Here is a 16,738-nt window from a genome sequence, read left to right as displayed (position 1 = left end):
CCGGCCTGCTCGGTCGGGAAATGCCCGCGCGCGCGGATCGCCCGCCGATAACGGGCGTTCAATGATTCGATCGCGTTCGTGGAACAGATCATCGTCCGGATCTCGACGTCGTAATCGAGGAACGGAACGAACTCCTCCCAGGCGTTGCGCCACAACCGGATCATGGCGCCATATTTCTTCCCCCATTTCTCGTCGAGGTCCTCGAGCGCAGCCAACGCAGCATTGGGGCCGGGTGCCGTGTAGATGGGTTTGATGTCTCGTTTCATCGCATCCCAGTCCCGCCGCGACGCCAGCCGGAAGGTGTTGCGGATCAGGTGAACAATGCAGGTCTGCACAATGGTCCGCGGCCACACATTCGTCACCACTTCCGGCAGGCCTTTGAGGCCGTCACAGACGAGGAAGAACACATCGGCCACGCCGCGGTTCTTCAGGTCGATCAGCACGCTCATCCAGAACTTCGCGCCCTCGCCGCCGGTACCCATCCACAGGCCCAGCACATCCTTGTGACCGTCCACGGTGACGCCGATGGCGGCGTAGACGGGCCGGTTGGCGACCTGGCCGTCACGGACCTAGACGTGGATCGCGTCGATGAACACAGCCACGTACACGGCGTCGAGCGGGCGGTTGGCCCAGTCGTTCATTTCGGCGACGACTTTGTCGGTGATCCGCGAGATCGTTTCCTTGCTGACCGACGATCCGTAGATCTCGGCGAAATGCGCGGAGATGTCCCCGGTCGTCATTCCCTTCGCATACAACGACAACACGATCTCATCCACCTCGGTGAGCCGGCGTTGCCGTTTCTTCACGATCTGCGGTTCAAAGGTGCTCTCCCGGTCCCGTGGCACGTCGATACCGACCTCGCCGGCGGCATCCGAAATCACCGTTTTCGGCCGGGTGCCGTTCCGCACATTTGTCGACTCACGGTCCGGATCGGCCTGGCGCTTCTCGTGTCCGAGGTGTTCGGTCATCTCCTCGTTCAGCGCGGTTTCCAGGACGTTCTTGGTGAACAGCTTCAGCAGGCCGTCAGGGCCGGTCAGCGCCAGCCCGCGGGCCTTCGCCTCGGCCACCATCGCCGCCGCAGCGGCCTGCTCCGGCGACAGCTCCCGCGCCGGCTTCTCGTCACGCTTGCGTGGACTCACAACCTCAGATGTCATCACTCACAGTGCCCATCCCGCCGGACCTAAGCCCGGCGTGTCGGGCCGGAAACACCGATCTTGGAACAGTCCCGTAGGTCTCTTGGACTTTGTCTTGGAGGACGTGGCCGAGGCGGAGGGCTTGGGCGATTTCGGGGATGCCGTCGTCGATCATCCAGGTTTTGTGGCTGTGGCGGAGGCCGTGGAAGGTGAGGCCGGGTTTGGCGGGTTGGAGACGGATGGCCGGGTTGGGGATGTGGAGGTTGCCGTCGGCTGCGGGGCGGAAGGCTCGGCGGGAGAAGTTGCTGCGGCGGTGCCATTCGAGGGTGGGGGTGACGAAGACTTGGCGGTGGTTGTGAGTGGTGAGGTGCCAGCGTAGGAGGCGGGCGAGGAATGGGGGCAGGCTGATGGTGCGTTCGGATTCATCGGTTTTGAGGTGGCCGAGGTAGAGCGGGCCGCTGCAGGGTTCGTGGAGGGCGCCGACGTCCGGGTCGAGGTCGATAAAGCCAGTGTCGCCGTCGAAGAGCTGGACGTTGCTGCGGTCGAGGCCGGTGAGTTCGCCCCAGCGGGCTCCGGTCCAGCCCCCGGTGACGATGAGGATGGCGCCGCACACCCCGTATTTGAGGGCGGCTTGGTCGGCGACGTGGAGGACTTCGGCGGGTTCGCCCCAGATCTTGCGTGGAGTTCGCTGGGCTCGGCGGCGGCGCCCGCGGCGGCGGGCGACGAGGGGATTTGCGGCGATCAGCTTCTCCGGGACGGCGTCGGAGAGGAGAAGTGAGAAGCATTTGATGATGCTGTCGACCGTGGTCTTGGCGAGCCCGGAGGCGCGGAGTTTCTTCTCCCAGGTGCGGATTTCGAGGTTGGTGAGTTCGGCGAAGGCGGTGGTGCCCCAGCGGGGGAGGATGTGGACTTTGAGGAAGCTGCGGTAGTTCTCTTCGGTGCGTTGGTCGATGTCGAGGGAGTCGAGCCAGGCGGGGGCGAATTCGGCGATGGTGGTGCGGCCGTCTTCGGGGTCGATCCAGGTGCCGGTGCGTTGTTCGTGGAGCATCGTGCTGATGTGGTTCTCGGCGGAGGTGGCGTCGGGGAACCCGGAGATGGCGCCTTTGGTGCCGTCGGTGCGGCGGTAGCGGACTCTCCAGGTGTCGTCGCCGGCGGGTTCGGTCCAGGGCACGGTGAACTCCTGCGCTGTGGTGAGGGGGTCGCGTTGTGATGCGTGTCCAGGACCGCTCCATAGGCGACAGAGAGGAAGCTGATTCGGCGAAGAACCTCGGTGTGTGACCGGATCTGGTGCTAGCGCCGAGAATGACGGCGACGCCCTTGACTGCTCGGAGCCTGGTTCCGGTGACTCGGTCCGCGGCTGCCGGCGGCGACGATGGCGCGGAGATCCTCGTCGGTGAAGCGCAGGTGCTTGCCGACGAAGGTGCACGGGATGAGGCGCTGTCCGGCTTTGCGCCGGAGCCACGACTCGCCGATGGTCAGCCGTTCGGCCGCGGCGGCTGGCGTGTAGAGAAGACGGCCCGTGTCGCCGGTGGAGGAGTCGGTGTGCTCGGAGTGTCTCGGTGGCTGGGGCGCTACAGCGTCAGGGTGGCGAAGGAGATCATCGTCGTTCTGCATGGTGGCCTCGAAGTGCGCGACGGGTGGTGGTCGGTGCTAACTCCGCTGAGGCGTATCGGAGGAGACAGAGAGACGATGATCTGCGGCCAACCGCATCGAGGCTGGCTCAGGACAGGTGCCGGATGTTGCGGTCGATGCTGCGGAAGTGCGCGTCAGAGAACCTTTGGTGATCCACCTGTTCGGGGGACGCTGCTGGGGCACTTTTCGTGACCCCATTTCGCCGCCGTCGGCGCGGTGCCCCAGTTTTGCCCCAGCTACTCGCCGGTAGCTTAACTTCTTCTTGACGAAACTCAAAGTTTGCCGATACGAAAAAACCGCCCAACCTGGGACTTCTGTCCCGGTGAGCGATGTTTCGTCACTGTGGAGCTAAGGGGACTCGAACCCCTGACCCCCTCACTGCCAGTGAGGTGCGCAAGGCATCCTGACCTGCGGTTTTGGTGAATCCACAGGTCGGCTGGGGCAGTCTGGGGCAATTGAGTGCACTTCAGTGCGGTTGAGTGCGATTCTGGAGGGGGCTTTGCCCCAGCTGTGCCCCAGTGAAAATTAGCGAGAGAACTGTCCGCGTTCGTCTCGAACAGTTGTGCGGTCATCGCGCCCCGGGCTTGGCTCCAGCTGAGCGGCATCAAAAGTCGAGCGGCGTCGGGCCGCCGGAGCCTCACAGCAACGAGCTACGGCAGTCGCGCGGCCGGCCCGCGTTGAGTGCCGAGCGCGGCGTGCCGAGACGCACGCTCTGCGGCATGAGAGTGCATTCGCGCATCACGGTCAAACCTGACCATCGGTTCCGCTTGACCACGTCGGAGTACCCGCAGGATTCCGGCCTACCAAATTTCCGTCGTTCTGCAGCCAGAGATTGATCGTGCTGTTCGTGCCGGTCCACCACAAGGGTGTGTCGGCAGACGAATACACCACGACGTTGCCGTCCGCCTGCACCGCGATATAAGCCCCTCCTGGATGACCGCCCGTTCCCGTTGACCACAGTACGTGGTACCCCGGTCCGTACAGCACGATGTTTCCGTCGGTTTGGGCTGCGAGGAAATACCTGCCGTCCGCTGATCTGATGTACTGATCAGGGTGAATCTGATCGCCCGCTGCCAGGTGATCTGCATTCAGGTACGTCAGGGAGACCTGGCCGCCTGTGCCCGCTTGCCACTCCGCCGGACCGCCGGCTGGATAACCCACCAAGTTGCCGTCGTTTTGCACGGTGAGTGCGGTGACGCCGGTTGTTCCGGTCCACCACAGCGGTACGTTGCCCGCCGAGTAGACCACGACGTTGCCGTCGGATTGCACGACTGCGTAGGCGCCGGGATGACTACCAGTTCCGGTGTACCAGAGCGCGGTGGCGTTGGCCCTGTAGAGAACCAGGTTCCCATCGGTCTGCATCACGAGGACGGTCTGTCCGTTCGCGGACATGAGATATTCGTTGGCGTGCAGCGCTTGTCCCGCTGACAGGGTGGCCCCGCCCTTGAAGGTGGCACTGCCCACGCCCGGGTACGGGACCGCGTTGGGCGCTCCTGGCGGTGGTGTGCTTGTCGCGATGTCGCGCGCGTGGATGTAGTGGAACATCGACGCCGCGACCCGGCGCTCGTAGTAGGTGCCGTTGTAGTTGTAGTTGTACTCTTCGATCGTGACCGTGCCGTCGCCGTTCACCGCCTCTACCCAGGCGACGTGCCCGGATGATTCGGCGATCGCCCCGACCCCGGGAGTGCCGTTCACGGCGTACCCGTGCGCGGAGAACCAGGAGCCCCAGCCGCCGGCGTTGCCGATCGCCCTCGGCATTTCGAATCCGTTACGCGCGTGAAGCCGCCATGCGACGAAGCTGGTGCACTCGCGGTTGTAGTAGCCCCACGAGTCGACCGCCGAGTCCTGGGCGATGTTGCGCCACTGCGCCGGATAGTCATCCGTCCACGCTCTGGCCATCGGTGCGAACACCAGACTCACGAGCAAGGCGACGGCCAAGGTGACCAGTAACCGTTTTCGAGTCACGACATCCTCCGATCACAGGAACCTGGCTAGGGAAGGTCGCTCGCCGAGGACCGTCACGTACACCGCAGACCCGAAAATCAGCCGATCGGCCTAGCAAGTGCCCGATTCGCCGTGAAAAGTCAGCAGTAGCGCGAAAGCATGTTGTTGCTCACTACCGAAGTGGGCATGAGCAGCCGTTGTCGGTGTCGGACCTCGCGCGATCAGTGTTCGTGGTGTCCGTATGCGGGCTGAGTCGTGGGAAGCGTTGAACGCAGTGGTCGTGCGAGTGCCTGGGTGACAGGTGCGGACAGCCCCAGCGTCGGCATCGATTGCAGTTCCGCCTCGAAACCGAGGTCGACCTCGGTGCAGCCGCAATCCAGGTACTCCTCCGCGGTAAAGCATCGGCTGGCCAGGTCCGACTCGAAGTCCGGGGGCGCGAGTCCGGCAAGGAGGCGGGTCATCGGCGCGGTGACCACGGTCGGCCGGGCACGGATGTCGTCGGCCATCAGTCGGGCAAGGAGAATCGTTGACTCGTCGCAGTCGGGAACCACGATCTCGTGCCGCTCGCACGCTGCGGCCACCAGTGGTTCGGTGTCCCACCCGTTCGCCTGTCGGCTCAGGCCGGCGAGTTCGGCGATCGCGGGATCTTCAGCGCCTTCCAGTAGCAGGCTGACCGCGACATCCGGCCAGTCGCCCGGCCGCAGGCAACCGCGGGATTCGGCCGTCCTCGCCACCAGAAGCGCTGTCCGCACTGACGCATCGTCCACCTATCGACTCTAACGTCCACTCGTCGGCATGTGCGGACAGTCAACCGAACCCTCGCCTCGCGGCATGACAGCGCGTTGGCAGCCGCTGGCGGCGTCCTCCGTGGTCGGACCAAGCGAACGACTCGAATGGGGCCATGTCATGCTCGGGTTGTGGCCGACCGCAGCGACGACCTTCCCGTGCTGACCATCGACGGAGCCTGCTTCTCTGACTTCGACGGGTTCGCCCGCGAGTTCTCGCGGTTGCTCGACGGCTACACGTGGCGGGGGAACCTGGACGCGTTCAATGACATCCTCGGCGGAGGTTTCGGGACACCCGACAACGGGTGGGTCCTGCGGTGGCTCAACTCCGAGCTGTCCAGGTCCGTGCTCGGCTACGAGGCGACGGCACGAAGGTTGCAGCAGCTTCTCCGCACTTGCCACCCGTCGAACCGTCAGGCCATCCAGGCACAGCTTGTCCGTGCGAAGCGAGGCGAAGGTGTGACGCTGTTCGATGAGATTGTCGAAATCATCCGCGATCACGGCCCCGATTCCGGCGAGACTAAAGGCTGCATGCACCTCGAGTTGCTCTGACCGGCGGATCCCTTGCCGACAATCAGTAGCATCCGCCTCTCGGCATGACCGGCCGTCGATGCGCGCTAGGCGGCCTGAGAGTGCGAGACGTGGTGTCAATGGCAGACTCCGGCGGTGACCGATTTTCCGGCGGACGTGGAGGCGCATTGCCGGGGTCTGGCGGTGCAACATCGCTGGTCGCCGGAGATGGAGGCTGCGTTCCGGGCATCCGTCGCGTGGTACCGGGCTCTGGACGAGAGTTCCGAACCTCGTCAGTACTTCGAATACGTAGATCGCGAAGGCCTGGTCGACGTGGGGGCTCGCTGGCTGTGGGAGGCCGTCGTCGTCAACGACGAGACAGTGGCCATCAGGCAGATCGAGGTGGGTTCGTCCGGGGTCGTTCAGTGCTACTGGTGGCGGCGTCTAGAGGATGTTGCCAGCGGACTCACCGATCAGGCACTCGATGTCTCCGAACCCGGCGTCACTTCGGTATCTCGCTCTGTGTTCTATTCGCTGTGGAAGATCGGGTTGAGCGCACCTCGCTGAGCGCTCTCCGCGGCATGAGAGTGCGTTGGATCGTCGGCTGGCTCGCCACCGATCGCTGCGGAAGTTGCCGCTCTGGGCGTTGTCCATGGACCGGCTAGGGTGTCGGCGTGAGCGTGCCTGAGCCTCCCGCGACCCGCATGGTCGACTCCCCATGTTTCTTCATAGAGAATCACAGTGAAGAGGCGGGCCGCGGCGCCCGGGACACGATCGGTGGCCACCCGATCCTGCCGGCTTCCGAAGGCTGGCCGACGTGCCGGTGCGGCGAGCGGATGGTCCTGTTCTTCCAGTTCGACATCCCGCCGGAGATCTCGGTTTTCGGTGGCGACCACCTCCTGATGTTCCAATGTCCTGCAGACAACGAAGCGGTCGGCGTCGAAGGCAGCCGCGCCCAGCTTCCGGAGCGGTATTGGGACGTTCCGCCGGTCTGGGACGGCCCCGGGGCGTTTTGGCGCATCCTGCTGCACCGAGACGGGACCGAGCCGGCGACGACGTCGAGCCGCACCTCCTGCCGTATCGGCTCTCCCTCCGTCCCGGCACCGAGGAGGTCACCACCTGGCAAGCGAACTACGACCCCGTCGAACGCCGGGTCGGCCAGTCGGAGTTCAAGATCGGCGGCGTCCCCAGCTGGGCGCAGGACCCGGAGTCCTACCGCTGCGCCTGCGGCGCCGAATTGATGTATCTGTGCCAGGTTCCTCTGGACTTGGGCTTCGAAAAGCACGCGAACCAGCCGGAGCAACCCGATACTTTCAGCTCCGGCCATTACGGCCTGTTCCTCGGCAACGAGGTCTACATCCTCGCGTGCCCGGCGCACTGCCACCCGGCGGCGGCCTGGCCGGTGACGCAGAACTGAGCCGGCGCAGGAACCCGGCCGTCCAGCTCGAACTCGCCGAGCTGGCTTTCAACTGGTGCGGGTCCAAGCGTCACCGTCGACGGTCGATGCCACTCGGACCGTCGTCGTCGACCTGGCACCTCACCCACGCGACCTCTACGCGGCATGAGCGGACGTTCGGGTTGGGCAGTTGGCTGGTTCGCCGTCTCCCGCCGACGTGGCCGCCGAAGGCGCAGCCCTAGGTAGCGGACGTCGTTACCAGGCGCGGGCCGTTGCGAGTGTTTGAACGCGCGGTGTTGGTGAAAGCTTCGCGCGGACGGCGGGTATGACCACGGGTTCCGGCATCGGGCAAGACTGAGGCGCGGAGGGCATCTCAAATCCCCGGCTCATGATCGCCAGGGGAGGTCCGTCGCATGCTTTGGCTCGAGGAGCCCGAATCGGCGGATCGTGTCGGCCTGTTCGGCGTTGCCAAGCTGGTCGATGAAGCGTTCCGCGGCACCGAGCGTGCCGGCGTTAACTTCGGCCAGTAGCTCGTTCTCGAGGCCTCGTTGCACGAGGACGTCGAGCAGTTGTCCGGCAGCGATATGATCACCGGCATCGGCAAGGGCTCGTAGCTCGTCGAGGCGGTTGTGTTTCGCCAACAGAGCTGCGAGGTGATGGTTGGTGGTCCAATCGCCGGTGTCGGCGCGCAGCATGTCGATGGCCTCGTCGATGCGGCCCTGGTCCTCCAAGTGTCTGACCAGGTGCCCGCGTGCGTCTTTGTCTCCTGCCTGGGCACGGGCTCGTAGCTCCTCGAACTCGCTTTCGGATGCCAGGAGCTGGTTGAACCATTGCGCGGTCTGCGGGTCTCCGATAGTCAAGGGACGCAGGAGTTCGATGGCTTCGCTCAGACGGTTCTCTCCACCCCGAACGCTTGCGAGTTCGACGATCGCGTCCCGGTCGCCGGCGTCCACCCTGGCCTGCCGCTCGGCTATCAGACGACGGGTGCTCAGCGGTTCGGCCACCTCTTCGGCGGCTTCCCGGTCGCCGGCGGCGGCTCGTTCGAGCATCTGGTCCGCCCTGTCGCGATATGTCTTAGCCCATGCCAGGAATTCAGCGGCATCCGCATCGCCGCCCTCTGCCCGTGCCCGCAGCTCGGCGTACCGTGCGTCGGCTTCGTCCCATGCGGCTTCGAGACGAGACAGCTCGTCGGCAGCGTCCTGATTACCGTGGCCAGCCTGGCTTCGCAGGATCGCGGTCGCCGCCTCCTCCCGGCCTTGGGCGATCCGGACTTCGGCGAGCAGCATCGCGGCGGCAGCGTCACCGGCTTCAGCCTGTGCTGCCAGTTCCTCGATGCGGCCTGGCAGAACGAACAGGTCGACCATCGACTCCGTCATTGCCCGGTCGGCCTTGTTTCGCGCCCGCTTCGTGAGCCGGTCGGCCAGCGATTTGCCGGCGTCCTCGTTGCCCGCATCCGCTTGTGATCGAAGCACGTCGAGAATCTCGTCGTCGCGGTGCTGCTTGGTCAGTAGCCGGATCAGCCACTCGGCGATCGGCGGGTCGTCAGCGAGGGGGCGGAGCACGTCGATTGCGTCGCCTTCGCGATCGAGGTCGACCAGCACGTGGGCGTACACGAGGGCGGCGGCGCGATCGCCGGCGTCTGCACGGCCGTGCCACTCCTCCACGCGGTCATGGTCGATCAGGAATTCGACCACCACGTCGAGGGCCTCGTGATGCTCGGCAAGGAAGGGGCGCAGCACCTCGGTGGCCTCGTCGATGCGTCCTCGATCCGCGAAGAGCTCGACCAGCGGCTTCAGGACAAGTTCCTCCTCGCTGTCCAGCAGTGCGAGCAGCGCGTCGATTGTTTCCTCGGCTGGGTCATCCGCCGGAATGATCTTGGGGAGATACCAAGCCAGATACGCGTGACCCGCATCCAGGTGGGCCTGGATGATCTCGACGATCTGTTCGGTGTCGCCTTGATTGAACAGCGCGAAGACGATTTCGAGCGACGCCTGCTCCCAGCCAGCGACGACGCCGGGGCGGAGCACGTCGATCGCTTCCTCGAAGCGGTCTTGGCCGAGCAGCAGCTGTGCCCAGATGACGGCGGCATTCTCGTCAATCTCGGCGACGCGGCAGGACGCCGCTTGCGTTACGTCGTAGCGCAAGCGGCGTTTGGCGTTGTCCGCTAACCGGACGATGTCGGCCGTGGCGTGCGTGTGCTCGGCGAATGCTTGCCAGGCAAGGGTGGGGATGGGTTCGGTCCGACGGTCCGCGGTAAGGCGCTGTGTGAGAAAGTCGGTGACGGCGTAGCCGGTGATCGAGCGGCGGTCCGGGCTTGGCTCGGACAGGAGCGGTGCGGTGGCTCGGTCCTGTGGTCGTTGGTGGCTGGTCAGCTCCGCTAACGCCGATGAGAACCAGGAGTCGTCGGTGTGCGGGGAAGGCAGATAGCCGAGCGCTGCAGCGCGAAGCAGGTCCGCACTGAGCGGGGATTCGATCCCGACTCGTCTGGCGTCCACGGCGGCGTGCAGGATCGCCAGCTGGGCGGAGGTGGCGCGCTGATAGCGGGCGATGAGTTCACGCGCGCCGGCGAGTGCTTCGGTGACGTTGTAGTCGCGGTCGGCCACTGCGGCGGCGAGGGTGGGATCCTGCGCAGCGAGCGCGGCTGCTGTGGCTCGTTCGGCGCTGTTGAAGGGGTCGAGTCGGGTCTCGTGGACCCGGCTGTCGGTGAGGATGTCGACCGCGCCGGGGTAGCGCGGTCGCCGCTCGCCGGGATGGTCTGGGTCGATGGTGACGGAGCGGAGTGTTTGAGCGTAGGCGGGCCAGAGAGTGCCGAGCACGATCACCGGTGTCGGGGCGTCGAGCAGTCGTCTGATGCTGGCGGCGGTGACCGCGGTGGCCCCCTCGCCGAGGTAAGGGCCGGGCAGGAAGCGTTGCAGCTCGTCGAGCCAGATGATCAGCTTGGGAAGCCGGAAGCTTGCCTGGGCGACGGTATTGATCAGATCCCCGTCGCCGAGGTCCGGGACCAGGACGGCGAAGTCCGGCAATTCACGTCGCGCGGATTCGTACAGCATGCGTGTCTTGCCGACGCACGAGTCGCCGACCAGCAGCAGGACGCCGCCTTTCGCGCGCGCCTCTCTCAGCCGTTGGCGGATCTCGGCGCCTTTGGTGCGTTCGACGAAGGTCGGCAGCTGCAGGTCTCCGGCATCGGTCGGGCGGCGTCGCCAAGGACGCCAGGACAGGGATGGCGTCGCTGCGGTTGACGTGGCTCGGCTGGGGAGCGCGGGGTGCACTCGGAGCGCGAGCCCCGTGGCTGCTCCTGAGCCGATCTGGGGGAGAAGGGTCTTGAGACGACCGCCGTGTTGGCGCAGGCGGTCGATGGCTGCTTGGTCGCGGTCGATTTCGGTGTTCCGGCGAGTTCGCCAGCGGTCCACCGCGACCACGCACACGCCGAGGCCAGCTGCGATTGCCGCCGCAAGCCACGGTGGACACCATGCCAAGAACGGCGGTAGCCGATCCGCTTTCAGCAGCACGAGAGCCACCGCCAGCAGTGCGGCAGCTACGCCAGGAGCAACCGCTCGGCGCGCCCGAAGCCGTGTCAACGCCCAGTCGCCCCCACTCGTCTGATGTTGCCGATCCTCCCAGCTAAGGATGCGCGCCGGTCAGCCTAAAGCTTGATGAAGCCAGTCTGGTGCATTCAATGGAGTCTTTCCGCCGGTAGCTGGCGCCTCGCCATTGCCGACCGGGCGTGGCGCGACGGACCCGCGTGGCAGCGTAGGTGCGGGCACGCAGCGTGTCGTTGGTCTGCTGGAGCGCGGGGTCCTTACGGCTAGAGCCCTCTCAGTTTGGGAATGGTGGCGGTGCGGTCGGCGAGCAGCATGACCAGCGCCTGGATCGGGCCATTAGTCTTGATGCCTTCTCCGACGCTGGCGGTCACCGGATGCCGCAACTCGACCGTGTCACGAATACACGGCCACTGGGCCCGCCTGACGAAACATCCGCTCATCGGCATGACCGGACGTCGGCGCGCGCGATCGGCGGCAGAAGAGTGCCTCGCCTGAAAGTCGGGGCCGAGCGGCGGCGGGCTTGGTTGTGCTGGTTAGGCTGCGCCGCCGAGTGTCATCGCAGCCTGGCGGCCCTTTGCCTGATTGTCCGCGACGTATGGCCGTAGTTGCGTTTCGTATGCGGGGAAAGCGGTCTTGTGGTCGCCTCCGGTTGTGGCAAGGTGATGGGCGAGGGCTCGTGCGCCGATCAGTGCCTGCGAGGTGCCCATGCCGCTGGTCGGCGCGGCGCAGTACCCGGCGTCACCGACCAGCGCGACACGGCCGCGTGACCACTGGCTGAGTTGTACCTGGCAGGAGGAGCCGAAGGAGAAGTCGTCGGCGCCGGTCATCGTGTCTAGCAGGCGGGGCAGTTCCCAGTTCTGCCCGGCGAACGCCGCCCGCACCGCTCGTTCTTGTTCCGTGCGGCCGCGACGGTCCAGTTCAGGGGAAGCGGTGGCGAACGAGAGCGACACGGTGAGCCGGTCCGGGTCGCCGCAGCTGAACAGGTAGGCCGCGGTGTCCGGCCCGGGCCGCAGTAGTCCGCGGTGGTCGAGACCGAGATAGTTGGGGGTGCTGAAAGCGGCACCGGACATTCCCAGGTGTCGCAGCACTTCATCGTCGGGACCGAACCCCAGTCGGCGGACGTTGGAGTACACCCCGTCTGCGCCGAACAGCAGGTCGAACTCACCGGCCGCGCGGTGTTCGAACTCGACCGCGACACCGGACTCGTGCTGGCTCAACGCGGTGATCGAGTCACCGAACACGTAGTCCACGTCGCCGGCTGTGGCCTGGTGCAAGATCCGGGTCAGTTCCCGCTTGGGCACTTCGAGTTCGCCGGCGAACGCCGAGGCGGGCAGTTGCCCGATCTCCGCGCCGCTGCCGTCTACCAGTGTGGTGCCACGCATTCGCGTGTTGTGCTCGCTGACCTGGTCGAAAAGCTTCATCTCCCGCAGGACGTCGAAGGCCGCGCCGCGGAAGTCCACTGCATACCCGCTGTCACGGACCGCCGCCGCGCGTTCGACCACGGTGACGTCATATCCGTTGTGCTGCAGGAAGTAGGCGAGGACGGGGCCGGCCACGCTTGCACCCGAGATCAGAGCTTTCGGACGAGTCATGACCGGACCATAGCTGCTTGTTATCCAATTGGTCAATCCATATGAATAAACCTTCCGGTCAAGGCCGTGGGTATGCTCGCCGCATGGGTAACCGAGAGGACCTGCTGGCCGGGGCCAAACAGTGCCTGATCGAACGCGGCTGGGCGCGCACCACCGTGCGGGACATCGCCGCGGCCGCCGGGGTCAACCACGCGGCGATCGGCTACCACTTCGGCTCCCGGGACGCCCTGCTCACCCAGGCGCTGGTGGAAGCAGTGGACGAACTCGGTGCCGAACTCGCCGACCGCGCCACGGCCGATACCCCGGAGCAGGGCTGGCAGGTCCTGATCGACACCTTCACCACTCACCGGGCCCTGTGGGTCGCCCAGCTCGAGGCCCTCGTGCAGGCCGAACGATCCCCCGAAGTCCGCGAGCACCTCGCCCGCGGTCAACGTGAAGGGCGTGACGGACTCGGTGGCTCGGTACCCCTCGCACTCCTGACCGGCCTCATGCTGCAGTGGCTGGTGGACCCCGAGCGCGCACCCTCGGGCAAGGACGTGGTCGCCGAACTCCGCTTGCTCGCCACGAGGGTCTGACCATGCGGCGGGCGCCTCGCCGAGAGACCGCGAACCAGTGATAGTTCAAGGCACGCTCTTCGACATGACCGGACGTGAACGAGCGATCAGCGGCATGAGCGGACGTCGGGAAGGCGCCGCGTCGACCTATCCGGGTCATGCCGTTGTCCTCGGCCGTTTGCGCCGGCTAGGCACTCATGAACCTGGTTGGATGGAACGTTTTTGGAGCCTCTTCCCAGTCCGAGTACAAGGCGTCGTGCTGGAGTTTCCCCGTGACGACGTCGAAGAGGAAGTCCGCCACCGAACCCGTGTAGGTTCCCCAGCCCGGCCCGGTGTTCTCGAGGAAGACGATGGGCCAGGTGTCCGGGTCGCGGTCGCCGGACGGATCCCAAAAGTAGCAGTGGTCGTCGTCGATGCCCCAGAGGATGAGGCCGTCGAACTCCGGGTGGAACCTGTACGGAAACGTTTCGGGGGCGATGTCCCGGGCGGAGGTGAAGTAGGTGTACCAGTTCTCGGCGTTCGTCCGGAAGAGATCCAAAGTTTCGGTGTCTTGTACCGGGGAGATCACGCGGATGCCATCGGCGAGTTCGCCGGACGGGAACACTTCGAGCAGTTCGCGATAGGCGGCTGGGAACTGCAGTCCTAAGCGATGTCTCGTAACTGATCTTGTGTTTGGTGGTGCTGGTGTTGCGGATCAGTCCGTGAGGAGGATGTTGTGCAGGTGTGCGATTCCGGACACCGTGTCGTTCAGGGTGCGGGCGGCGCGGCGATAGTCGCGCAGGATCTTCCAGCACTTCATCCGAGCGAGCGCGTGTTCGACGCGGGCGCGGATCTTGCGGTGGCCGGCGTTGAGGTCTTCTTTCCAGTCCGGCAGATCGCTACCGTCACGAGGTTTGCGGTAGGGCATGATCACCTCGGGATTGCCTTGGTAGCCGCCATCAGCCATCACCGGGCGCCCTGCCAGTTCGCGTTCGATTCCGGAGTCGCGGTAGACGGTGCAGTCGTTGCGGTTGCCCGGGTGGGCGTCGCCGGTGGCGATCACCAGGCGGGTGTCGGCGTCGATCGCGACCTGCACGTTCGCCGAGTACCGGTAGTTCTTCGACGGTGCCGCCAACCGGTGGTCCCGTGTCGGCACCAAGGTGCCGTCGACGATCGCGATCGCGTCGATCCGGCGTTTGCGGACTGGTGCGAGCGCCAGCAGCGGTCCGATGGTGTCGATCACTCGATGCGCCGCGGAGTGCGACACTCCGAACAGCGGCCCGATCTGGCGCATTGTCAGGTTTGTCCGCCAGTACGTCGCGACCAGCAGCACACGATCGGCCAGGTCGAGGCGCCACTGGCGGCCAGGTCGGCCATCGGCGATCTCGTCTCCGCCACGTCTCGCCACGATCCGCACCAGCTTCCGGAACTGACCTGGTTCCAGCCCCGTGAACGGGGTAATCCACTCCGGTCGCGATGCCGAGATCACCTGCACCACACCATGATCGACTACATGCACGACCAGACCCACGCCGGGTTACGAGACATCCCTTAGCCGTTCCGCGACGTCTTGCCAGCTCAGCTCGGCTGACGCCGTTCCGGTCCACCCCACTAGGGCAGCCAGTTCATCGGCTCTCTTCACGCTGCCCAGCTTGCCACGCGTTCAGACGGACAACCAAATCTCTTGTGAAGAACGGTAAGGGCGACTTCACCGCTCAAGGCACGATGGGGTCGGCTACTCCGCCAGGCCCGAATTGCCTGCTGCGAAGCAGGCGGACAGTGCCCGCGATCCGTCAGTTGCGGACGTCGCAAGTGGGCGGTCAGCGTGCGGCTGCGACACCCTGCCTGAAGCCCGGCGATTCCTGCGCGGTCAGGGCCGCAGCGCTGCCTGCACCGCCCGGACCAGCTTCATGAACTGCACGGGACTGACGGAGTCGATCGGGCTCGGTGCCGGCGTGCCCTGGGTGCGGGCGAGGACGGTGTCGTCGGGGACGTCCCGCTGGTGCACGATGACCAGCCCGGGTGGGACGCAGAGAAGGTACTGGCCGAAGTTGCCGATCGCCAGGAACGAGCCGCGCCCCAGAATACGCGGCAGCCACCAGAGGTAGCCGTAGTCGAGCTGGACGCCGGCGCCGCGGTCGACCTGGACCGAGGTGCTCTCGGTCACCCAGGATGCGGGGACGACTTGCCGGTCGTTCCACCGGCCCTGCTGCAGCAGCATCGTGCCGAGCCGGCCGAGGTCGCGGGCGGAGAGGAAGAGGTGGTGCGCGAGGTGCTGAGAGACGTCGGGGCGGCCGAGCAGCCGCTGACGAGCCGGGTCGAAGTCCTCGAAACCGAGCGGTGCCGCCAGGTCTTCGGCCAGCGCGGCGAAATGGGCCTCCCGGTGCAGCGCTCGAAGATCGTGCCGAGGGTGTTGAAGTCCCAGTTGTTGTAGAGGAACAGCGTGCCCGGCGGTTGCGTGCCCCGGGCCGGTGCGTCGTCCTCGGGCCCGGCGGCGGCCGTCGCCGGGTGGTAGACGCCGGATCTCGAGGTCAGCAGGTCGCGTACCGTGGCGCGGCGTTCTTCCGGCAGGAGACCGCCGATGTCGTCGATGCCGAGCTCGTCGAGGGTGGCCTCGAGCCGGATGGTGCCGTCGGCGACCGCAGGTCCGTAGAGGACGGACAGGACGCTTTTGCGGGCCGAGGCCAGGAAACTGGGCGTGGTCGTCGTGCCGTGGTCGAGTACGGTGCGGCCCTGGTCGAGCACGAGGAAGGCCGTCGTCGGCAGGGATTCGAGGGTGTTGGTGACCTTTTGGAGGGCGGTCATGCCGGGTCCTGTGTCGGGCGGCCGGCGAGTCCGAGGATGTGGGCGAGCGCGGCCGGGCGGGTGATGCCGTGCGCGGTGAGGGCGTGGCCACCGGGGCTGCCGGGCGCGCGCAGGAGCGCGAGAAACAGGTGTGCCACCGCGACGTTCTGGCCGTGTGCCTCGGCAATCGCGCCGTCGATCGCCCGGCGGGCGTCCGGGCCGATTCCCGGTGGGGTACGGCTGGGGATCGTGTCCGGCTGGTCGGGCTCGTGGTCGAGGGCGGCGCGCACGGCCGACGGGTCGGTGCCGAGTGCGCGGATGACGGTGCCGGCGAGCCCGGCCGGGTCGTCGAGGACTGCGAGGAGGAGGTCGCCGCTGTCGAGTGTGTCGTGGCCGAGCTGCGCAGCGCGTGTCTGGGCGTGGCGGAGGCAGCCGAGGGTGGCGTCGTCGAAGTGCTGCAGGACGTCGGTGCGGATGAGGTCGTCGAGGGTCAGCCGCGCGAGGAGGGGCGCGTAGCGCTGTTGGGCACCCTGGCGGCTGAGGCCGCGAGGCGCGCCGATGTCGGCCCACGAACACCCCTCGGCGCGTGCCATCTCCACGAATAAGCCGACCAGGCTGTCGCCGAGGACGTCGAGTTCACCGGCGATCCGCTCGGCGGTGGCGATGTGCCGGAGGGGGTCGCGGGGCTCGGCGATGCCGTCGAGCAGGACCAGACCGACCAGCTCCGGCAGGGTGGGCACCTGATTCAGGTCAACATGATAGTTGACGCTCGATGTACGTCAATATATTCGTTGGCGCTTGCCGGCTTCGAAGCGAAGCCTTGATCAAATGAGCGGTCACCGGGGGTGGCAGTCCGTTCGAGCCGGGCCGGGTCCGGGGATCCCACG

At 66.1% G+C, this 16,738-nt stretch carries 14 protein-coding genes and 1 pseudogene; 4 read left to right on the top strand and 11 right to left on the bottom strand.

The annotated features are described in order from the left end of the window. Positions 1–2 precede the first annotated feature (2 nt). From OG439_RS24550 to OG439_RS24535, 4 genes and pseudogenes are all read right to left on the bottom strand, one after another. Positions 3–1,154, bottom strand: a pseudogene (locus tag OG439_RS24550) (IS256 family transposase); the annotation flags it as partial. Continuing rightward, positions 1,144–2,304: a tyrosine-type recombinase/integrase gene (locus tag OG439_RS24545; protein WP_326943223.1), complete on the bottom strand. Its 1,161-nt coding sequence runs from the start codon at positions 2,302–2,304 to the stop codon at positions 1,144–1,146. The gene OG439_RS24545 and the pseudogene OG439_RS24550, both read right to left, overlap by 11 nt. A 1,205-nt stretch (positions 2,305–3,509) precedes the next feature. Next, positions 3,510–4,730, bottom strand: a complete 1,221-nt coding sequence (locus tag OG439_RS24540) for a CHAP domain-containing protein (RefSeq protein ID WP_326943222.1) — start codon at positions 4,728–4,730, stop codon at positions 3,510–3,512. A gap of 200 nt (positions 4,731–4,930) precedes the next feature. After that, positions 4,931–5,476, bottom strand: coding sequence for a hypothetical protein (locus OG439_RS24535; RefSeq protein WP_326943221.1), 546 nt, complete (start codon positions 5,474–5,476; stop codon positions 4,931–4,933). Positions 5,477–5,626: 150 nt separating this feature from the next. On the opposite strand from OG439_RS24535, the gene OG439_RS24530 reads away from it, so the two are divergent. The 3 genes from OG439_RS24530 (at position 5,627) to OG439_RS24520 (ending at position 7,421) form a co-directional block, all read left to right on the top strand. Beyond that, complete coding sequence (locus OG439_RS24530) at positions 5,627–6,046, top strand: barnase inhibitor (RefSeq protein WP_326943220.1); 420 nt, start codon at positions 5,627–5,629, stop codon at positions 6,044–6,046. Between the two features lie 114 nt (positions 6,047–6,160). Continuing rightward, positions 6,161–6,571, top strand: a complete 411-nt coding sequence (locus OG439_RS24525) for a hypothetical protein (RefSeq protein ID WP_326943219.1) — start codon at positions 6,161–6,163, stop codon at positions 6,569–6,571. Between the two features lie 406 nt (positions 6,572–6,977). Then, entirely contained in the window at positions 6,978–7,421 is a 444-nt protein-coding gene (locus tag OG439_RS24520) for a hypothetical protein (protein WP_326943218.1), read from the top strand. A gap of 365 nt (positions 7,422–7,786) precedes the next feature. Here OG439_RS24520 and OG439_RS24515 read toward each other — a convergent pair whose 3' ends face one another. Both OG439_RS24515 and OG439_RS24510 read right to left on the bottom strand, forming a co-directional pair. Beyond that, positions 7,787–10,909 (bottom strand): hypothetical protein, encoded by a 3,123-nt coding sequence (locus OG439_RS24515; protein WP_326943217.1) that lies wholly within the window; start codon positions 10,907–10,909, stop codon positions 7,787–7,789. Positions 10,910–11,475: 566 nt separating this feature from the next. Further along, positions 11,476–12,534 (bottom strand): FAD-dependent monooxygenase, encoded by a 1,059-nt coding sequence (locus OG439_RS24510; RefSeq protein ID WP_326943216.1) that lies wholly within the window; start codon positions 12,532–12,534, stop codon positions 11,476–11,478. Between the two features lie 83 nt (positions 12,535–12,617). On the opposite strand from OG439_RS24510, the gene OG439_RS24505 reads away from it, so the two are divergent. Next, positions 12,618–13,109: a TetR/AcrR family transcriptional regulator gene (locus OG439_RS24505; RefSeq protein ID WP_326943215.1), complete on the top strand. Its 492-nt coding sequence runs from the start codon at positions 12,618–12,620 to the stop codon at positions 13,107–13,109. Between the two features lie 166 nt (positions 13,110–13,275). Here the strand turns inward: OG439_RS24505 and OG439_RS24500 are convergent, their stop codons facing one another. From OG439_RS24500 to OG439_RS24480, 5 genes are all read right to left on the bottom strand, one after another. Then, complete coding sequence (locus OG439_RS24500; RefSeq protein WP_326943214.1) at positions 13,276–13,692, bottom strand: hypothetical protein; 417 nt, start codon at positions 13,690–13,692, stop codon at positions 13,276–13,278. 90 nt (positions 13,693–13,782) lie between these two features. Beyond that, a complete protein-coding gene (locus OG439_RS24495) occupies positions 13,783–14,562 on the bottom strand; it encodes a transposase family protein (RefSeq protein ID WP_326951577.1) in 780 nt (259 codons plus the stop codon). Positions 14,563–14,937: 375 nt separating this feature from the next. Beyond that, a complete protein-coding gene (locus tag OG439_RS24490) occupies positions 14,938–15,234 on the bottom strand; it encodes a hypothetical protein (RefSeq protein ID WP_326943213.1) in 297 nt (98 codons plus the stop codon). Further along, positions 15,231–15,872, bottom strand: coding sequence for a serine hydrolase (locus tag OG439_RS24485; RefSeq protein ID WP_326943212.1), 642 nt, complete (start codon positions 15,870–15,872; stop codon positions 15,231–15,233). Before OG439_RS24485 ends, OG439_RS24490 begins: the two co-directional genes overlap by 4 nt. Next, on the bottom strand, positions 15,869–16,591 hold the full coding sequence (locus OG439_RS24480; protein ID WP_326943211.1) for a Clp protease N-terminal domain-containing protein: 723 nt from the start codon (positions 16,589–16,591) through the stop codon (positions 15,869–15,871). Before OG439_RS24480 ends, OG439_RS24485 begins: the two co-directional genes overlap by 4 nt. Positions 16,592–16,738 lie beyond the last annotated feature (147 nt).

Source organism: Amycolatopsis sp. NBC_01307, from assembly GCF_035975215.1.
Taxonomy (GTDB): domain Bacteria; phylum Actinomycetota; class Actinomycetes; order Mycobacteriales; family Pseudonocardiaceae; genus Amycolatopsis.
This window is presented reverse-complemented; position numbering and strand designations above follow the sequence as displayed.

Bases quoted from the DNA above. Each gene is read 5' to 3' on its own strand.
- OG439_RS24510 (WP_326943216.1), bottom strand. From the start codon at position 12,534: ATGACTCGTCCGAAAGCTCTGATCTCGGGTGCAAGCGTGGCCGGCCCC.
- OG439_RS24505 (WP_326943215.1), top strand. From the start codon at position 12,618: ATGGGTAACCGAGAGGACCTGCTGGCCGGGGCCAAACAGTGCCTGATC.
- OG439_RS24485 (WP_326943212.1), bottom strand. From the start codon at position 15,872: ATGACCGCCCTCCAAAAGGTCACCAACACCCTCGAATCCCTGCCGACG.